Raw genomic sequence first — 14,701 nt, 5'->3', positions numbered from 1 at the left:
AAACGCTTGGGCAGGTCCGCTCAGCTTCTGAGTCAGCGTCCGAGTGGCTCTGGCTCTTGAGAATCCCTTTGCCTTGGGCAACATGGCGGCAAGGCTGGAGTACGAAGATGAACAGTCCGATATCCGCCGCACGTTCACAGTCCACGTCGCGAACCGCGGCGATGGCGCTGACGGAGGCGCTGGTCGCCCGCACCTTGCGCGCGGTCGAGGATGCCGGGCCGACGCCGGGTATGGTCTACATGACCGATGCCGACTATGCGCGTTTCAGCGACGAAATCCTGGCCGATGCGCCGGCCGGGCCGCTGAAACTGTTCGCCTATGGCTCGCTGCTGTGGAAGCCGGCGGGCGAGGTGAGGGGAAGCGAGCGCGCGGTGGCGACTGGCTGGCACCGCTCTTTCTGCTTCACCGTGCAGCGGTTTCGCGGCACGATCGAGCAGCCCGGCCTGATGATGGCGCTCGACCGTCGTGGCCAATGCCAGGGCATGGTGTTCGAGATCGCGGAGCCGGTTGCCGACAATCTCGAGGCGCTGCTGCGCCGCGAGATGACCATCCTGCCCGCCGTCAACGTGCCGCGCTGGCTGCGGGTCAGGACCGAGGGCGGCATGTGCCGCGCGCTCGGCTTCGTCGTCGATCCCGCCAATGCGCGCTATGTCGGCAGGCTGGACAAACGGGCGATCGCGGCGACGCTGGCCCGGGCCGCCGGCCATTGGGGCTCGGGCGCGCAATATCTGTTCGAGACCATCCGCCACCTCGACGCCTGCGGCATTCGCGATCGCAACCTGTGGCAGTTGCAGGCATTAGTGGCCGAGGAGATCAACCGCGTCCACGCCCCGGTTTAGCGATCGGCGTTTCCAGCGCAGCGCGACCCGGAAGTTCCGGACGCTTTCCCGCCACTCCAAATCTTCCGCTTGACGAATACATATCCCGACGGTTATATGTTGATCAATAGCCAACGGGTTATCGATTAAATGCCGGATGCTCATGATGCGCTCTTCAGGACGCTCGCCGACCCGACGCGGCGCGCCATCTTCGAACGGCTGTGCCGCCAGGGAGAGCAGACGGTGGGAGCGCTGACGATCCAGTCGGGGGTCTCGCAGCCGGCCGTGTCGAAGCATCTGGGCGTGCTGAAGCAGGCCGGGCTGGTGCGCGACCGCCATGAAGGCCGCCAGACGCATTACAGCGCGCAGCTCGGCGCGCTGGCGCCGCTGATGGACTGGACGCGTGAGATGGCCGGGTTCTGGGAAAGCCGGTTCGACGATCTCGAGGATCTGCTCAAAAGGATGGACCAGTGAACGACAGTGCCGCCGACACCCGCACTGTCGTCGTCGAGCGGCAGATTTCGCATCCGCCGGAAAAACTCTGGCGCGCACTGACGCAACCGCATCTGATTGAGGAGTGGCTGATGAAGAACGATTTAAATCCGGTCGTGGGCCATCGCTTCAACCTCAGCACCGCCTGGGGCGGCGTGCTGGATTGCGAGGTGCTTGCCGTCGAGCCGCACAAGACGCTGTCCTACACCTGGAACCTCGCGCACCAGGACCCGGCCTTCGATCTCAGGAGCGTGGTGACCTTCACGCTCACCCCGACGCCCGCCGGGACCCATCTGCGCATGGAGCAGTCCGGTTTCCGGCCCGAGCAGAGGCGGGCCTACGGCGGCGCCAAGATGGGATGGCCGAAATTCCTGGAGAAGCTGGAAGAGCTCCTGGCACGGACGGACTGAGGTCGGTCGGCACGGTCATCGCAAGACTGTTCGAGGGCAGCCCGGAGCAAACGAACCTATGGAGGATATGCGATGAAGATCAAATTGACCCGCGTCTATGTGGACGACCAGGAGAAGGCACTTGCCTTCTACACCGACGTGCTGGGCTTCACCAAGAAGGCCGATTTCAGCAACGGTCCGTTTCGCTGGCTGACCGTGGCCTCGCCGGACGAGCCTGAGGGAACCGAGCTGCAGCTTGCGCTGAACGACAACCCCGCGGCCAAGGCCTACCAGCAGGCCCTGTTCAAGCAGGGCCAGCCGGCGCTGATGCTCTTCACCGACGACATCAAGGCCGATCACGAGCGCATCAAGGCGCGGGGCGGGGCCTTCGCCATGGCGCCGACCGAAGTGACCGGCTCGACAGTTGCGCAGCTCAACGACAGCTGCGGCAACCTCATCCAGATCACGCAGCTGGCGCGCTGGTAAGGCAGGCGTTCGTTTATTTCCAAGAGGAGGTATCATGGATTGGAACAAATGGGTCCGGCAAACGCATCGCTGGCTATCGATCATTTTCACGGGGACCGTCCTCGCCAACTTCGTCGCCATGGGCTTGGGACAGCCGCCTGCCTGGGTGGTATATTCGCCGCTGCTGCCGCTTTTCCTGCTGCTGTTCAGCGGCCTCTACATGTTCGTGCTGCCATACGCCGCCAAGCGGCTTAACGGGCGGCAGCGCGCGAGCCAGTAAGGACGGGATGGATGGCGAAGAGGCAGGGGCAATCAGCTAAAGGCGCCGCCAGGCCAGCAACCGCCGGTCCGGTCCTGCTTTCTGGCGGCAACCCGCAGATCGCCAAGGGCGAAGGCAACGCCCCCGTGCAGGCCTATATCGCAGCCATGCCGGACTGGAAGAGCGAGGTCGGCGGCCGCCTCGACGCGCTCATCGAGCGTGCCGTGCCTGATGTGCGCAAGGCCGTCAAATGGAACTCGCCCTTCTATGGCGTGGAAGGCGAGGGCTGGTTCCTCAGCTTTCATTGCTTCACGAAATACATAAAGGTAGCCTTCTTCCGCGGCATGTCGCTGGACCCGGTGCCGCCTGGCCAGTCCAAAAGCAAGGACACGCGTTACCTTGACATTCATGAGGACGACCAGTTCGACGAGGCCCAGTTCACCGAGTGGGTGAAACAGGCGAGCCGATTGCCCGGCGAACGAATGTGAGATTTGTACGCCGGGCCCGGATTTGCCGCCCGCGACAGAGCGCCTATGATCGGGCGGACGGGGCGGTGACCGCCCTCAAGCCTGAAGGAGAACGGACATGACGAAGAGCGGGTCGCCAGAAGGCAGGTCTCCTTCGCAGCTCATAGACGGCAGGATCGAGGAACTCGGCGACTGGCGGGGCGAGATGCTGAGCCGGCTGCGCGGCCTGATCCGGCAGGCCGACCCCGAGATCGTGGAGGAGTGGAAATGGCGCGGGGTCCCGGTGTGGGAGCATGCCGGAATGATCTGCACCGGCGAGACCTACAAGAACGTCGTCAAGCTGACCTTCGCCAAGGGTGCGGCGCTGCCCGATCCGTCGCGCCTGTTCAACTCCAGCCTGGAAGGAAACACCAGGCGCGCCATCGATTTCCAAGAAGGCGAGGAGGTCGACGAGGAAGCGTTCAAGGCGCTTATCCACGCCGCCGTGGCTCTGAACAAGTCAAAGGCCCGGCGATAGGCTCCGTGTGACTGGCATCGAAGAATGCGGCGGGCAGAACGAAGCCTGTCGCCTCCTTCGCGCCCTTCTGGCCTCATCCGTCCCTCAGCCACACCAGCATCTCGCCGGGCTCGCGGTTGTCCCAGGCGAAATAGGGGATGGCGGTCAGCCGCGTCTGTCTGGCAGCGGGCGGGTCGGTGCGGTAAAGCCCGTTTTGCCAGCCCTCATCGGTGTCGGCCAGCGCTGTGGTCGAAAGCGCCACCACGCCGCCCAGCAGGTCCGGCTCGTCATGCGCCTCGATGCTTGCGGTGCGCGGCAATGCGATGCGGTGCAGGCTGCCGTCATTGTCGGTCGCCTCGACGCAGTAGATCAGCGGGCCACGCGACAGCGCGACGCGGCCGGCGTCCTGGCGCACCTGCGGGTTGGCGTAGAGCCGTTCGATCGGCATTTCGAGATCGAGGCGGACGCTATCGCCCTTCTTCCATGTGCGCCGGATCGCCGCGTAGCCATCGCTGGTGACGTCCTCGAGCTTCACCGTCTCGCCATTGACCTTGAGCGCCGCGCCGGCGCTCCATGCCGGCACGCGCAGATGCAGGGTGAACGCGACCGGCGCCTGCGGCTCGATGGTGATGGCGACCGCGCCGTCCCAGGGGTAGCGGCTCGCCTGCGTCAGTGCCACCGGCACGCCCGCTATGTCGAAACGAGCGGTGGAATCGCCATAGAGATGGACGGCAAGCGCGTCGTCCGCCAGGCTGTAGAAATAGCTGCCGATGGAGGCCACCATGCGCCCGATATTGGGCGGGCAGCACGGGCAGCGGTGCCATTTCCATCTGTTGTGCCGGCCCCGGCTTTCCAGCGGGTTTTCGTAGAAGAACAGCGAGCCGTCGAGCGACAGGCCCGAGATCGAGCCGTTGTAGAGCGCCCGCTCCATGATATCGGCGTAGCGGGCGTTCGGCCCCATGCCGAGCATGCGGCTGGCCCAGAACACCAGGCCGACGGCGGCACAGGTCTCGGCGTAGGCGCTCTCATTGGGCAGGTCGAAATCGCTGGTAAAGCCCTCATTGTGCGCCGACGGCCCGAGCCCGCCGGTGATGTAGAGGTTCTTGCTGGTGAGATCGTCCCACAGCCGGTCGAGCGCCACCCGCAAGCTGTCGTCGCCATATTCGGTGGCGATGTCGGCCATGCCGGAATAGAGATACATCGCCCTGACCGCATGACCGACGACCTTGTCCTGCTCGCGCACCGGAATGTGCGACTGGCTGTATTCGTAGGTCTTGAAATGATAGGCCTTGGGATCGGTGCCGCGGGCGCGCGCCTCCTCGTCGAAATAATGCGGTTGCTGGCCGCGCTGGTCGATGAAGTATTTCGCCAGCTCCATGTATTTGTTCTCGCCAGTCACGCGCGCGAGCTTCACCAGCGCCAGCTCGATCTCCTCATGGCCGCAATAGCCTTTCTTCTTGCGCGGCTCGGGCCCGAGCACCGAGGCGATATGGTCGGCATAGCGGCACATGACGTCGAGCAGCTTGCGCTTGCCGGTCGCCTGGTAATAGGCGACGGCGCCCTCGATCAGGTGGCCGGCGCAATAGAGCTCGTGGCAATCGCGCAGATTGGTCCAGCGCAGGCCGGGTTGGATGCGCTGGTACCAGCTCGAGAGATAGCCGTCCGGCTGCTGCAGCTTTTCGTAGAGGTCGATGACGGCGTCGATCTTCTTCTCCAGCTCCGGGTTCTTGGCGCGGTAGAGCGAATAGGCCGCCGTCTCGATCGTCTTGCCCCAATCGGAGTCCCAGAACATCTGCGTCGTCACCGTCGAGCCGGTGAAGCCGGGGGAAGCCGCCTCGTCGGGCGATGGGGAATGGAACGGGATGACGACGCCGGGCGAGGGCCGGTCCGGATCGATCTGCTCCAGCATGCCCGCCTCGACGCAGCGGTCGTAGAGGATATCGGCGGTGCGCGCGGCGACGGCATCGGCACGGTCGCCCCAGAAGCCGTGCACGTCGACCTGCGGCACTGGTAGCGGCCGGAAGGCGAGTTTGGGCCTGGAGGCGCTGGCAGGCCTGGCGGAAGACGATGCGGTCATGAACTTACTCCATTCGGTCGATTACTTGACGGCCCCGGCCATCAGGCCGCGGATGTAGAAGCGCTGCAAAGCCAGGAACAGGATCAGGCACGGCACCATCATCACGGTGACGCCCGCCTGCACCGCGCCCCAGTCGATGGCGCCGAAGCGGCCGGACTGGAGTGCGGTCATCATCACCGGCAGCGTGAACTTGGACTGGTCGGTCATCAGCACCAAAGCGGCGAGGAACTCGTTCCAGGCGCCGAGAAAGGCGAACAGCGCGATGGTGACGACGCCCGGCCAGACCAGCGGCAGCATCACCTTCAACAGCATGGTGGGGTTTCCGGCGCCGTCCATGCGCGCGGCCTCCTCGATCTCGCGCGGCACCGCGTCGAAGGCGTTGCGCATCATGAAGATCGAGAACGGCAATTGCAGCGTCACATAGACGCCGACCAGCCCGGTCAGCGTGTTGTGCAGGCCAAGCTTGGTGAGCACCAGGAAGATCGGCGTCAGGATCGACTGGAATGGAATCATGATCGTCGACAGGATGAGGACGAAGAACAGGTCCTTGAGAGGAAATCGGAAGCGCGAGAAACCGTAGCCGGCGAGCACGGAGACAACGACGGAGACCAGCACCGTCATGACAGAGACGTAGATGCTGTTCTGCGCCGAGACCCAGAGCCCGTCGCCGAACGTGTTGAGCGTGGCGTAGTTTTCCAGCGAGAAGCCTGTCGTCGGCCAGGGCGGCAACGGCGGCTGGCGCGCCTCCTGCGCCGGCTTGAAGGCCGACAGCGCGGTCCACACGATCGGCGCCACGAACAGCACCGAGGCGATGATGCCGGTGGAGTGCCTGACGACGCTGGCGGCGAGCTTGCCTTGAGCGGACATTGCCTGCGCCATCAGTCGAGGCCCTCGGGCTTCCTCAGCAGCCAGAGCTGCACCAGGCTGAGCGCCACCAGGATCACCAGCAGCACCATGGAGAGCGCCGCGCCATAGCCGAGCTTGAACGACACGAAGGACTGGTTGAAAATCCAGTACACCGCCGTCAGCGTCTGGTTGCGCGGGCCGCCGCGCAGGATGATGTAGAACTGGTCGAAGGCGAGGACCGAGCCGGCCACCGACAGGATCAGCGCCAGCGCCAGCGTGCGGCGCATCAGCGGCAAGGTGATGGCCCGGAACCTCGCGAACGGGCCGGCGCCGTCGATGACGGCGGCCTCCTGCAAATCCTGCGGGATCGATTGCAGGCCGGTCATCAGGATGATCATGGTGAAGCCGGCGACCTTCCACACCACCATGGCGATGATCGACCAGAAGGCCGGCTGGAAGGTGGCCAGAAGGTTGAATTTCCTGTCGATCAGGCCGAGGTTGTAGGCGGCCGGGCTGAACAGGCCGGAATCGACGTTGAGCAGCCATGACCAGAGCAGGCTCGCAGAGGCGAAACCGACCACCGCCGGCATGAAGAAGGCGGTGCGGTAGAGATTGGTCAGCGGGCGCGGCCGTTCGATGAAGATGGCCAGCGGAAAGGCGACGGCGAAGATCGCGATGGTGACGATCACCGTGTAATAGCCGGTGAATTTCAGCGCATTCCAGAACCTGGTGTCGCGCAGGATCGCGACGTAATTGTCGAGGCCGATGAAGGAGTGCCCGCCCATCAGGGGCCAGTTGTGCAGCGACATCCACGCCGTCATGCCGAGCGGGATGACGAAGAACACCATGACCAGCGCCACGGCCGGCGCGACGTAGATGAGACCGATCCATTGCCGGCGACCGGCACCGACGAGTTTTCGGGCGCGGGGCGGGGCGGTGGTTGCTGTGATGGTGGTCATGGCTGGCCCGCTTTTCCTTCTCCCCTTGTGGGGTGAGCGGCCGGTTCGCCGGAGGCGAATTCATCGTGCCAGTGGCACGATGAAAGGCCGGCGAACACCGGGACGCTGCGAAGCAGCGGGGACCCGGCAGAGTGGATCGGCCACCACCCGGCCCTTCGCAGGCTCAGGGCGTTCGAAGCTCGAAAAGCCAAGCAGTTGGCTTTTCGTCCGCTGCGCGGACCGCTTCTCACCCCACAAGGGGAGAAGGGGAGGCGAAGTGCGCTAGGTCCCAAGCTGTCGATGCTAGTGAGTCTTCTCAACGCGATAGCCCTGTATCTGAACCAAACAGTATCCGGCCACCCGCTCAGGGAGACAGGCGGGCGGCCGGCAGGCGCCTATTTCTGCGGCGCCTGGTCTATGATCGACTGCATGGTCTCCTGCGCATTGGCGATGGCGCCGTCGACGTCGTCGCCGAAGAACACCTCGTTGACCATCTGCGTCCACGGGCCGTTGGCGGAGTTGATCAGGTCGTTGAACACCACCGAATAGGGCGTCTTGCCCTTGGCCATGGCCTCGGCTGCGACCTGGTAGCGCGGGTCGAGGTCCTTGAGCGCGTCCTTGGCGATGTCGCCGCGCACCGGCAGGCTGCCATATTTGGCCAGGATCGTCTGGCCCTCCAGCGAATAGGCGAAGTCGAGGAACTCCTTCACCACATCGATCTTCTTGGTGCCCTTGGTGACGACGAAATTGTCGCCGCCGGCAAAGGACGACCAGCCGCCATCCTTGCCCGGCAGGAAGGTGATGCCGTAGTCGATGTCGGGATACTGGGTGTTGAGCGCGCCGATGGCGAAGGCGCCCGAAGGCGAGATGCCGATGTTGCCGCCGGCGAAGGCGGCGAAGAAATTGGCGCCGGTGTCGGTCTGGGCGCCTTCCGGCACCAGGCCCTTCTTGACCATCGAGCGGTAGAGATCGATGGCGCCACGCAGCTGCGGGCTGTCCAGCGTCGCCTTGGAGCCGTCCTGTGAGAGAATATCGCCGCCCGAGGCCCAGACCAGCGGCGTGAAGGTGAAGATGTTGCAGCCGCCGCAATTGCCGGAGAAGTAGAAGCCCTTGATGTTGCCGCCGAGCGCATTGACTTTTTCGGCGTCGGCTTCGATCTCGGCCCAATTGGCCGGGCCCTTTTCGGGGTCGAGGCCGGCCTGCTTGAACAGCTTCTTGTTCCAGATCAGCACCGAGGCGTCGGCGGAGAAGGGCAGGCCGTAGATGCGGTCCTTGTACGTGCCGGTCTTCACATGAGCCGGCGACAGGCTGGCGAAATAGGGGAGCGACTTGGCCCAGTCGGTGATGTCCTCCAACTGACCGGCGGCAGCAAAGGAGGGCGTGTAGATCAGGTCGAGCGACAGCGCGTCGGGCGCCGTGCCGCCGGCGGCGGCAGCACCGTATTTCGGAATGATCTCGGCGTTGGGGATGATGTCGAGCTTGATCTGGTTGGTGTGGCCCTTGTTGTAGGCATCGACGATGCGCGGCATGAAGTTCGAGCCGTCGGCGCGCACCCAGATGTTGGCGGTCTCGGCGGCGGCAAATTGCAGCCCGCAGCCGAGTACGGCGGCCGTCAAGGCCAGCTTGGCAATCAAAGTCCTCATATTCTCCTCCTCCACGTTTTGGCCGCGATGCGCGGCTTGCCGCCGATTGCGGCGTTTGGTTCTTCAGCCGTCCGGCAGGCGGCCGCAGGACTGACGCACCACCAGCCGGCACGGCAGTTTCCGGATGCCTGGCGCGGCGGGCTTGCCGCCGACCAGGGAAAGCAAGGTCAGCCCCGCTTCGCGGCCGAGCGCAGCCAGGTTCATGTCGACCGAGGTCAGCGGCGGGCGCGTCGCTTCGGCCACGATCTCCCAATTGTCGAAACCGATGACGCCGACATCGCCGGGCACGTCGAGACCGCGTTCGCGCAAGGCATCGATGACGCCGCGCGCGATCTGGTCGTTGCCGCAGAAGACGGCGTCCGGTCTTTCGCTTGCGTCGTCGTCCGCGCCGTCGAACAGCCTCGCCACGGCTTCGTGTCCCCAGGCCTCCGACCACGAGCCGAGCAGCGGCTCGGTGACCCACAGGCCGTTCTCGGTCAGAACATCGCGATAGGCCTGCGCCCTGGCGTGCACCACGGCAAAGCTCGCCGGTCCCGAGACATGGGCGATGCGCCAGCGGCCGAGCCGACAGAAATGCTCCACCGCCAGCCGCGCGCCGCCAGCGTCGTCGGAGACGAAGGCGACGGCGTCGGGATCGGGCTGGGTGAAGGCATAGATCACCGGAATGCGCAGATTAGACAGGTCGACCGGCAGATGACGGTCGATGCGCTTGCCGGTGGCGATGATGCCGTCGACGCGCTTGTCGAGCATGGCCTCGACATGGAGCTGGCCGAGACGCGGATCCTCCTCGACATTGCACAGGAACACCGAGACGCCGGCGTCGACCAGCGCGTCGGAAATGCCCGACATCAGCGGCAGCGAGAAGCGGCCATAGGTATCGTTGGTGAGCAGGCCGACGGTGAAGGAGCGTCGCCGCAGCAGACTCTGCGCCAGGCTGTTTGGCCGAAAGCCGAGGCGCTGCGCGGTCTCGCGAATGCGCTCGCGGGTCTCGGCGGTCATGCGGCCCTGGTCGTTGAGCGCCTTCGAGGCGGTGGCGACGCTGACGCCAGCCTCGGCCGCCACGTCACGCAAGGTGACGGGCTTGGGAAAGGCTGGCTGATCGTCCAATGCCATTGCGGCGAAAATCCCGATTGGGAAAAGGTTTTCTCTTACAGGCCGGAATGACCCGGCCAATGGCCGAGCCCGCTCGGAAATGTTTGGAAAAACCTTTTCTCAACCCAAGCTAGGCCAGATCCAGAGGCTGTTCAAGAGGAAAAGTGGCTGGTCCTCCGGTGGTGCGAAGCGGCCGCCGGAGGGCGGGCTCACGGGCTCGGCGAGTTCATATCAGGCGCCTAATCGGCAGTCGTCAGTGCTGCCATGGCGCGAGCCAACCAAAGCGGCAATCGGCGACATGTCTACAAACGACTCTTCGGTCTTAACGCTTGCGCAAATATTATCGGTTAGTTCGCTAGTCATGGCCTCGTGGCGGAGCGGCTACGCTGGAGACGGCAAATCTCTGAAGCCTCGGTTCGATCCCGAGGCGAGGCCTCCAAAAATCATATGACGTAGAGCCTGCGTCGGACCATCAAGGGCGATGGGTCTTGCCAGCTTGCATTTGCGGCCTGGGCCGGACAGGTCCTCGTCTTCGTCGTGACGCTGACGCGCCGGCAAGAAGACTGCTACCCAGCCGCCTTGCGCGCTTTCAGCATCTGACGATCGGGGTCACGTGGCATGCGGCCGGCGTTAAAGCAGCCTATTTGCATTTGGCATGCAGGGCACTCGCCAAAAGAGTGCTATGGAAGGGCGAGAGCTTGCCCGCTCCGACTTTCCCCGACATTCGAGGCCATTTTCGTGCGTGAACCGTCGCTGTTGCCCGTCTTTGGAAAACTTGGCGCCAAGGGACCCCGTGTCGTCGCGGTGGAACCGGTCCCGTCGGCAGGTATCGCCCCGCGGCTGCGGGAGGCTCTGGCCGCCCATGGCGGCATGGTGTTGAAGCTGTCGGTCGTCGCCTGGACGATATCGGTCCTGGGCATGGTCTTCTTCATGTTGCAGGGCTGAGGCAAATGGCCAACCGCTACGCACTGCGCATGGACTTGCCCCAAAGCTGGGCCATCATCGACGTCTTCACCGGCCAGCCCGTCGTCGTCAGGCAAAGGGCGATGGTCGGCATGAGCCCGAGCGACGCCAACGCCATGGTCGATCAGATGAATGTCCGGGACGTCAAGCGCCGGGAGAAGGCGGAGCGTAAATCCTGATCCAGCGCCGTCCGCCTGTCGTCTCAGCGGAAGTCGTCGGCCGTCAGCACATACATGCTCTTGCGCGTGCGGTCATAGGCCTTTGACGCTACGTCGCGGATGACACTGCTCTCGGTGTCGAAGGTGGCGAGATAGCCGGCTTCATTGGCTGCCGTCGCCGGCTGCATCCTGGTCATGGCATCGGCGGCGACCGAGAAGGAAATCTGAAACATGCCGTCATAGCCGACGAACCGGATGCGCTTGCCGGCCTCGTCGTAGCTGCGGCTGCGATTGGGGAAGGTCAGGCTCATGATTTTGCCTCCGTCGTTTTCTTCACCGCGCGTTTCTTCTTCGGCGTCGGGTTCAGGGCCTCGGCCACGCGGTCGGCCTCTTCCTTGGCCAGCCGCAATTGCCTCAGCCTTGCCGTCTTGATCTCCCTGGCCCTCGCTTCGGACATATATTCGGCGGTTGCCTTGTTGCGCTCCGCCGTCTTCTTCTGCTTGTCGACAAAGCGGGCTTCAGCTTTTTCCATGATCGTCTGGTTGCCGTCGGCCATCGAGGAAATCTCCCTTGCGTCTGAAATCGTGAAAATGAACTTGTCCGATAAATAGGCACTCTGCCGGGAAAATTCAAATTTTTGAAATATTTGGTCGTTTTCCGACCCGATGAAACCGGGCGCCGAAATAATACTACGATTATTCAATATACGCTCGGAATAAATTTTGGCACTCCTATCTATCGAGTGCCAAAGAGCCTATAGAAGGGGGCGGCCGCCTATGCCGGCCCCAGAAAGAAGTTCTCATGAAATTTCGGCCACTCCACGACCGCGTCGTCATCCGGCGCGCCGAAGGCGATATCAAATCCAAGGGCGGCATCATCATTCCCGACAATGCCAAGGAAAAGCCGCAGGAAGGCGAAGTGATCGCGGTTGGTCCCGGCGCCCGCGACGAAAACGGCGCACTTGTTCCGCTCGACGTCAAGGCCGGCGACTTGATCCTGTTCGGCAAATGGTCGGGCACGGAGGTCAAGATCGACGGCGAGGATCTTCTGATCATGAAGGAAGCCGACATCATGGGCGTTATCGAAAAGAGCATCGAAGCCAAGAAGGCCGCCTGACTGAAGCGCCGCGCCTCTGCGCGGTGACGGCTCCACTCCAAATGCGAACTGGATAAAATCATGTCTGCCAAGGAAATCAAATTCTCCACCGATGCGCGCGACCGTATGCTGCGCGGCGTCGAGATCCTCACCAATGCGGTCAAGGTCACGCTCGGCCCCAAGGGCCGCAACGTCATCATCGACAAGGCCTATGGGGCGCCGCGCATCACCAAGGACGGCGTCACCGTCGCCAAGGAAATCGAGCTTGCCGACAAGTTCGAGAACATGGGCGCGCAGATGGTGCGCGAAGTGGCCTCGAAGACCAACGACCTCGCCGGCGACGGCACCACCACTGCCACGGTGCTGGCCGCCTCGATCCTGCGCGAAGGCGCCAAGCTGGTTGCCGCCGGCATGAACCCGATGGACCTCAAGCGCGGCATCGACCAGGCCGTCGCGGCCGTCGTCGTGGAAATCAAGGCGAAGGCCAAGAAGGTCAAGTCGTCGGCCGAGATCGCGCAGGTCGGCACAATCGCCGCCAATGGCGATGCCAGCGTCGGCGAGATGATCGCCAAGGCGATGGACAAGGTCGGAAATGACGGCGTCATCACCGTCGAGGAAGCCAAGACCGCCAACACCGAGCTCGACGTCGTCGAAGGCATGCAGTTCGACCGCGGCTATCTCTCGCCCTATTTCGTCACCAATGCCGACAAGATGCGCGCGGAGCTGGAAGAGCCCTATATTCTCATCCACGAGAAGAAGCTCGGCAATCTGCAGGCAATGCTGCCGATCCTGGAAGCGGTGGTGCAGAGCGGCAAGCCGCTGCTGATCATCTCCGAGGACGTCGAAGGCGAGGCTCTGGCGACGCTGGTCGTCAACAAGCTGCGCGGCGGCCTCAAGGTCGCGGCCGTCAAGGCGCCGGGCTTCGGCGACCGCCGCAAGGCGATGCTGGAAGACATCGCGGTGCTCACATCCGGCCAGATGATCTCCGAGGATCTCGGCATCAAGCTGGAGAACGTCACCATCGAGATGCTCGGTCGCGCCAAGCGCGTGCTGATCGAAAAGGACACCACCACGATCATCGACGGCGCCGGCACCAAGGCGACCATCCAGGCGCGCGTCGCCCAGATCAAGGGCCAGATCGAGGAAACCACCTCCGACTATGACAAGGAGAAGCTGCAGGAGCGGCTGGCCAAGCTCTCCGGCGGCGTTGCCGTCATCCGCGTCGGCGGCGCCACCGAGTCGGAAGTCAAGGAAAAGAAGGATCGCATCGACGACGCGCTGAACGCCACGCGCGCGGCGGTCGAGGAAGGCATCGTGCCAGGCGGCGGCGTGACTCTGCTGCGTGCCAGGACGGCGCTTGCCGGCTTGGGCGGCGCCAACGCCGATGTCACCGCCGGCATCTCGATCGTGCTCAGGGCACTCGAAGCGCCGCTCCGCCAGATCGCCGAGAATTCGGGCGTTGAAGGCTCTGTTGTCGTCGGCAAGCTCTCCGACAGCAAGGACCACAACCAGGGTTTCGATGCCCAGAACGAGGCGTATGTCGACATGATCAAGGCGGGCATCGTCGATCCGGCGAAAGTGGTGCGCACCGCGTTGCAAGATGCCGGCTCGATCGCCGCGCTTTTGATCACCGCCGAAGCGATGATCTCGGACATTCCGGCCAAGGATGCCGCGCCTGCGGGCAGCGGTGGCGGCATGGGCGGCTACTAGGATTCGACCGGCTCGCGAAGATGGTTTCATAAAAGCCGTCTTTCAGGCCTGATCCTTATCTCGCCGAACCGGCCTTTGCCGCAGGCGAGACGACTATCGCCGGGGGATTCTCCCCCGGCGCGCAGGCCTCTGGCCCAGGAGATCGATCCATGATCGTGTTCGTGCAGAAGCCACAGACGGTCGTCACGACCGAAACGACAGAGGAAAGCCGCTTCGACCGCATCCGCAGGATTGCCGCCGACAAGCACAAGAAATCCGAGCCCGATCCGGCAACGCCACAAAACGGCGAACCCAAGCGTCCGATGTAATAGCGGCGCCGCCGCCGCTACATTCCGCTCAACCTCAGCACCACATCGCGCGTCAGCGGCGCGAGTTCGACGGAATTGGTCGAGCCGGGCTCAAGCCAGATGATCTCCTCGATCTCGGCGGCGGCTATCGGCTGGCTGTCGATGGAGAGCGCGAACAATTCCGCCTCGACCGTGCTGTCCGGCTCGTTGGCGGCCTTGGCCGAGAACAGGCCGAGCCGGGAGGTGGTGGCGGGGTCGATCGCCAATCCGAGTTCCTCGCGCAGTTCGCGCATCAGGGTGTCGAGCGGCGCCTCGCACGGCTCGATCTTGCCGCCGGGCTGCATGAAGGCGCTGGTGCCGCGCTTGCGCACCAGAAGCAGCCGGCCCGACGCATCCGCGATGACGCCGGCGGCGACCCTGATCTTGCGGCTTTCGTGGCGGGTAGGATTCACGGTAGACTGTTCCGGTGGTCGTTTGGTGCAGAGCCTGCGGAAAACGGAACCGCG

20 protein-coding genes are annotated in these 14,701 nt (G+C 63.9%); 12 read left to right on the top strand and 8 right to left on the bottom strand.

Annotation, left to right across the window (positions count from 1 at the left end; translation table 11 throughout):
• Positions 1-107: 107 nt before the first annotated feature.
• The 7 genes from FJ949_RS22325 to FJ949_RS22295 all read left to right on the top strand — a co-directional run bounded on the left by FJ949_RS22325 (position 108) and on the right by FJ949_RS22295 (position 3,407).
• Positions 108-839 carry a gamma-glutamylcyclotransferase gene (locus FJ949_RS22325; protein WP_140499217.1) on the top strand — a complete coding sequence of 244 codons (732 nt, stop codon included), beginning with the start codon at positions 108-110 and terminating at the stop codon, positions 837-839.
• 129 nt (positions 840-968) lie between these two features.
• Positions 969-1,292 (top strand): metalloregulator ArsR/SmtB family transcription factor, encoded by a 324-nt coding sequence (locus tag FJ949_RS22320; RefSeq protein WP_140499215.1) that lies wholly within the window; start codon positions 969-971, stop codon positions 1,290-1,292.
• Entirely contained in the window at positions 1,289-1,720 is a 432-nt protein-coding gene (locus tag FJ949_RS22315; RefSeq protein WP_140499213.1) for an SRPBCC domain-containing protein, read from the top strand. Before FJ949_RS22320 ends, FJ949_RS22315 begins: the two co-directional genes overlap by 4 nt.
• A 72-nt stretch (positions 1,721-1,792) precedes the next feature.
• On the top strand, positions 1,793-2,185 hold the full coding sequence (locus FJ949_RS22310; RefSeq protein WP_140499211.1) for a VOC family protein: 393 nt from the start codon (positions 1,793-1,795) through the stop codon (positions 2,183-2,185).
• Between the two features lie 34 nt (positions 2,186-2,219).
• Complete coding sequence (locus tag FJ949_RS22305; protein WP_140499210.1) at positions 2,220-2,444, top strand: hypothetical protein; 225 nt, start codon at positions 2,220-2,222, stop codon at positions 2,442-2,444.
• An 11-nt stretch (positions 2,445-2,455) separates the two neighbouring features.
• Positions 2,456-2,911, top strand: coding sequence for a DUF1801 domain-containing protein (locus tag FJ949_RS22300; protein ID WP_140499208.1), 456 nt, complete (start codon positions 2,456-2,458; stop codon positions 2,909-2,911).
• 97 nt (positions 2,912-3,008) lie between these two features.
• Positions 3,009-3,407 (top strand): DUF1801 domain-containing protein, encoded by a 399-nt coding sequence (locus FJ949_RS22295; protein ID WP_140499206.1) that lies wholly within the window; start codon positions 3,009-3,011, stop codon positions 3,405-3,407.
• A 73-nt stretch (positions 3,408-3,480) separates the two neighbouring features.
• Here FJ949_RS22295 and FJ949_RS22290 read toward each other — a convergent pair whose 3' ends face one another.
• From FJ949_RS22290 to FJ949_RS22270, 5 genes are all read right to left on the bottom strand, one after another.
• A complete protein-coding gene (locus FJ949_RS22290) occupies positions 3,481-5,463 on the bottom strand; it encodes a glycoside hydrolase family 127 protein (RefSeq protein ID WP_140499204.1) in 1,983 nt (660 codons plus the stop codon).
• Positions 5,464-5,484: 21 nt separating this feature from the next.
• Positions 5,485-6,342, bottom strand: a complete 858-nt coding sequence (locus FJ949_RS22285) for a carbohydrate ABC transporter permease (RefSeq protein WP_140499202.1) — start codon at positions 6,340-6,342, stop codon at positions 5,485-5,487.
• Positions 6,342-7,268, bottom strand: coding sequence for a sugar ABC transporter permease (locus tag FJ949_RS22280; protein WP_140499200.1), 927 nt, complete (start codon positions 7,266-7,268; stop codon positions 6,342-6,344). Before FJ949_RS22280 ends, FJ949_RS22285 begins: the two co-directional genes overlap by 1 nt.
• A gap of 374 nt (positions 7,269-7,642) precedes the next feature.
• The gene (locus FJ949_RS22275) at positions 7,643-8,890 is read right to left on the bottom strand and encodes a sugar ABC transporter substrate-binding protein (protein ID WP_140499198.1); all 1,248 of its coding nucleotides are present in this window, start codon (positions 8,888-8,890) and stop codon (positions 7,643-7,645) included.
• Positions 8,891-8,953: 63 nt separating this feature from the next.
• Entirely contained in the window at positions 8,954-10,003 is a 1,050-nt protein-coding gene (locus FJ949_RS22270; RefSeq protein WP_140499196.1) for a LacI family DNA-binding transcriptional regulator, read from the bottom strand.
• A 717-nt stretch (positions 10,004-10,720) separates the two neighbouring features.
• Between FJ949_RS22270 and FJ949_RS22265 the strand changes: the two genes are divergently transcribed.
• Entirely contained in the window at positions 10,721-10,927 is a 207-nt protein-coding gene (locus FJ949_RS22265) for a hypothetical protein (RefSeq protein WP_140499194.1), read from the top strand.
• A gap of 5 nt (positions 10,928-10,932) precedes the next feature.
• Complete coding sequence (locus FJ949_RS22260; RefSeq protein ID WP_140499192.1) at positions 10,933-11,124, top strand: hypothetical protein; 192 nt, start codon at positions 10,933-10,935, stop codon at positions 11,122-11,124.
• Between the two features lie 23 nt (positions 11,125-11,147).
• Here the strand turns inward: FJ949_RS22260 and FJ949_RS22255 are convergent, their stop codons facing one another.
• The gene (locus FJ949_RS22255; protein WP_140499190.1) at positions 11,148-11,414 is read right to left on the bottom strand and encodes a DUF1488 domain-containing protein; all 267 of its coding nucleotides are present in this window, start codon (positions 11,412-11,414) and stop codon (positions 11,148-11,150) included.
• A complete protein-coding gene (locus FJ949_RS22250; RefSeq protein ID WP_140499188.1) occupies positions 11,411-11,659 on the bottom strand; it encodes a hypothetical protein in 249 nt (82 codons plus the stop codon). Before FJ949_RS22250 ends, FJ949_RS22255 begins: the two co-directional genes overlap by 4 nt.
• 245 nt (positions 11,660-11,904) lie before the next feature.
• On the opposite strand from FJ949_RS22250, the gene FJ949_RS22245 reads away from it, so the two are divergent.
• From FJ949_RS22245 to FJ949_RS30410, 3 genes are all read left to right on the top strand, one after another.
• Complete coding sequence (locus tag FJ949_RS22245) at positions 11,905-12,219, top strand: co-chaperone GroES (protein ID WP_140499186.1); 315 nt, start codon at positions 11,905-11,907, stop codon at positions 12,217-12,219.
• A gap of 60 nt (positions 12,220-12,279) precedes the next feature.
• Positions 12,280-13,908, top strand: coding sequence for a chaperonin GroEL (groL, locus tag FJ949_RS22240; RefSeq protein WP_140499184.1), 1,629 nt, complete (start codon positions 12,280-12,282; stop codon positions 13,906-13,908).
• Between the two features lie 149 nt (positions 13,909-14,057).
• Positions 14,058-14,216: a hypothetical protein gene (locus tag FJ949_RS30410; RefSeq protein ID WP_181171590.1), complete on the top strand. Its 159-nt coding sequence runs from the start codon at positions 14,058-14,060 to the stop codon at positions 14,214-14,216.
• 17 nt (positions 14,217-14,233) lie between these two features.
• On the opposite strand, the gene FJ949_RS22235 is transcribed toward FJ949_RS30410, so the two are convergent.
• A complete protein-coding gene (locus FJ949_RS22235) occupies positions 14,234-14,647 on the bottom strand; it encodes an NUDIX domain-containing protein (RefSeq protein ID WP_224646788.1) in 414 nt (137 codons plus the stop codon).
• Positions 14,648-14,701: the final 54 nt, after the last annotated feature.

It is taken from the genome of Mesorhizobium sp. B2-4-1, from assembly GCF_006442185.1.
GTDB lineage: Bacteria > Pseudomonadota > Alphaproteobacteria > Rhizobiales > Rhizobiaceae > Mesorhizobium.
This window is presented reverse-complemented; position numbering and strand designations above follow the sequence as displayed.

Excerpts from the sequence above, each read along its gene's own strand:
- FJ949_RS22325 (WP_140499217.1), top strand. The coding sequence starts at position 108 with ATGAACAGTCCGATATCCGCCGCACGTTCACAGTCCACGTCGCGAACC.
- FJ949_RS22320 (WP_140499215.1), top strand. The coding sequence starts at position 969 with ATGCCGGATGCTCATGATGCGCTCTTCAGGACGCTCGCCGACCCGACG.
- FJ949_RS22310 (WP_140499211.1), top strand. The coding sequence starts at position 1,793 with ATGAAGATCAAATTGACCCGCGTCTATGTGGACGACCAGGAGAAGGCA.
- FJ949_RS22305 (WP_140499210.1), top strand. The coding sequence starts at position 2,220 with ATGGATTGGAACAAATGGGTCCGGCAAACGCATCGCTGGCTATCGATC.
- FJ949_RS22300 (WP_140499208.1), top strand. The coding sequence starts at position 2,456 with ATGGCGAAGAGGCAGGGGCAATCAGCTAAAGGCGCCGCCAGGCCAGCA.
- FJ949_RS22295 (WP_140499206.1), top strand. The coding sequence starts at position 3,009 with ATGACGAAGAGCGGGTCGCCAGAAGGCAGGTCTCCTTCGCAGCTCATA.
- FJ949_RS22290 (WP_140499204.1), bottom strand. The coding sequence starts at position 5,463 with ATGACCGCATCGTCTTCCGCCAGGCCTGCCAGCGCCTCCAGGCCCAAA.
- FJ949_RS22285 (WP_140499202.1), bottom strand. The coding sequence starts at position 6,342 with ATGGCGCAGGCAATGTCCGCTCAAGGCAAGCTCGCCGCCAGCGTCGTC.
- FJ949_RS22280 (WP_140499200.1), bottom strand. The coding sequence starts at position 7,268 with ATGACCACCATCACAGCAACCACCGCCCCGCCCCGCGCCCGAAAACTC.
- FJ949_RS22275 (WP_140499198.1), bottom strand. The coding sequence starts at position 8,890 with ATGAGGACTTTGATTGCCAAGCTGGCCTTGACGGCCGCCGTACTCGGC.
- FJ949_RS22270 (WP_140499196.1), bottom strand. The coding sequence starts at position 10,003 with ATGGCATTGGACGATCAGCCAGCCTTTCCCAAGCCCGTCACCTTGCGT.
- FJ949_RS22260 (WP_140499192.1), top strand. The coding sequence starts at position 10,933 with ATGGCCAACCGCTACGCACTGCGCATGGACTTGCCCCAAAGCTGGGCC.
- FJ949_RS22255 (WP_140499190.1), bottom strand. The coding sequence starts at position 11,414 with ATGAGCCTGACCTTCCCCAATCGCAGCCGCAGCTACGACGAGGCCGGC.
- FJ949_RS22250 (WP_140499188.1), bottom strand. The coding sequence starts at position 11,659 with ATGGCCGACGGCAACCAGACGATCATGGAAAAAGCTGAAGCCCGCTTT.
- FJ949_RS22245 (WP_140499186.1), top strand. The coding sequence starts at position 11,905 with ATGAAATTTCGGCCACTCCACGACCGCGTCGTCATCCGGCGCGCCGAA.
- groL (WP_140499184.1), top strand. The coding sequence starts at position 12,280 with ATGTCTGCCAAGGAAATCAAATTCTCCACCGATGCGCGCGACCGTATG.
- FJ949_RS30410 (WP_181171590.1), top strand. The coding sequence starts at position 14,058 with ATGATCGTGTTCGTGCAGAAGCCACAGACGGTCGTCACGACCGAAACG.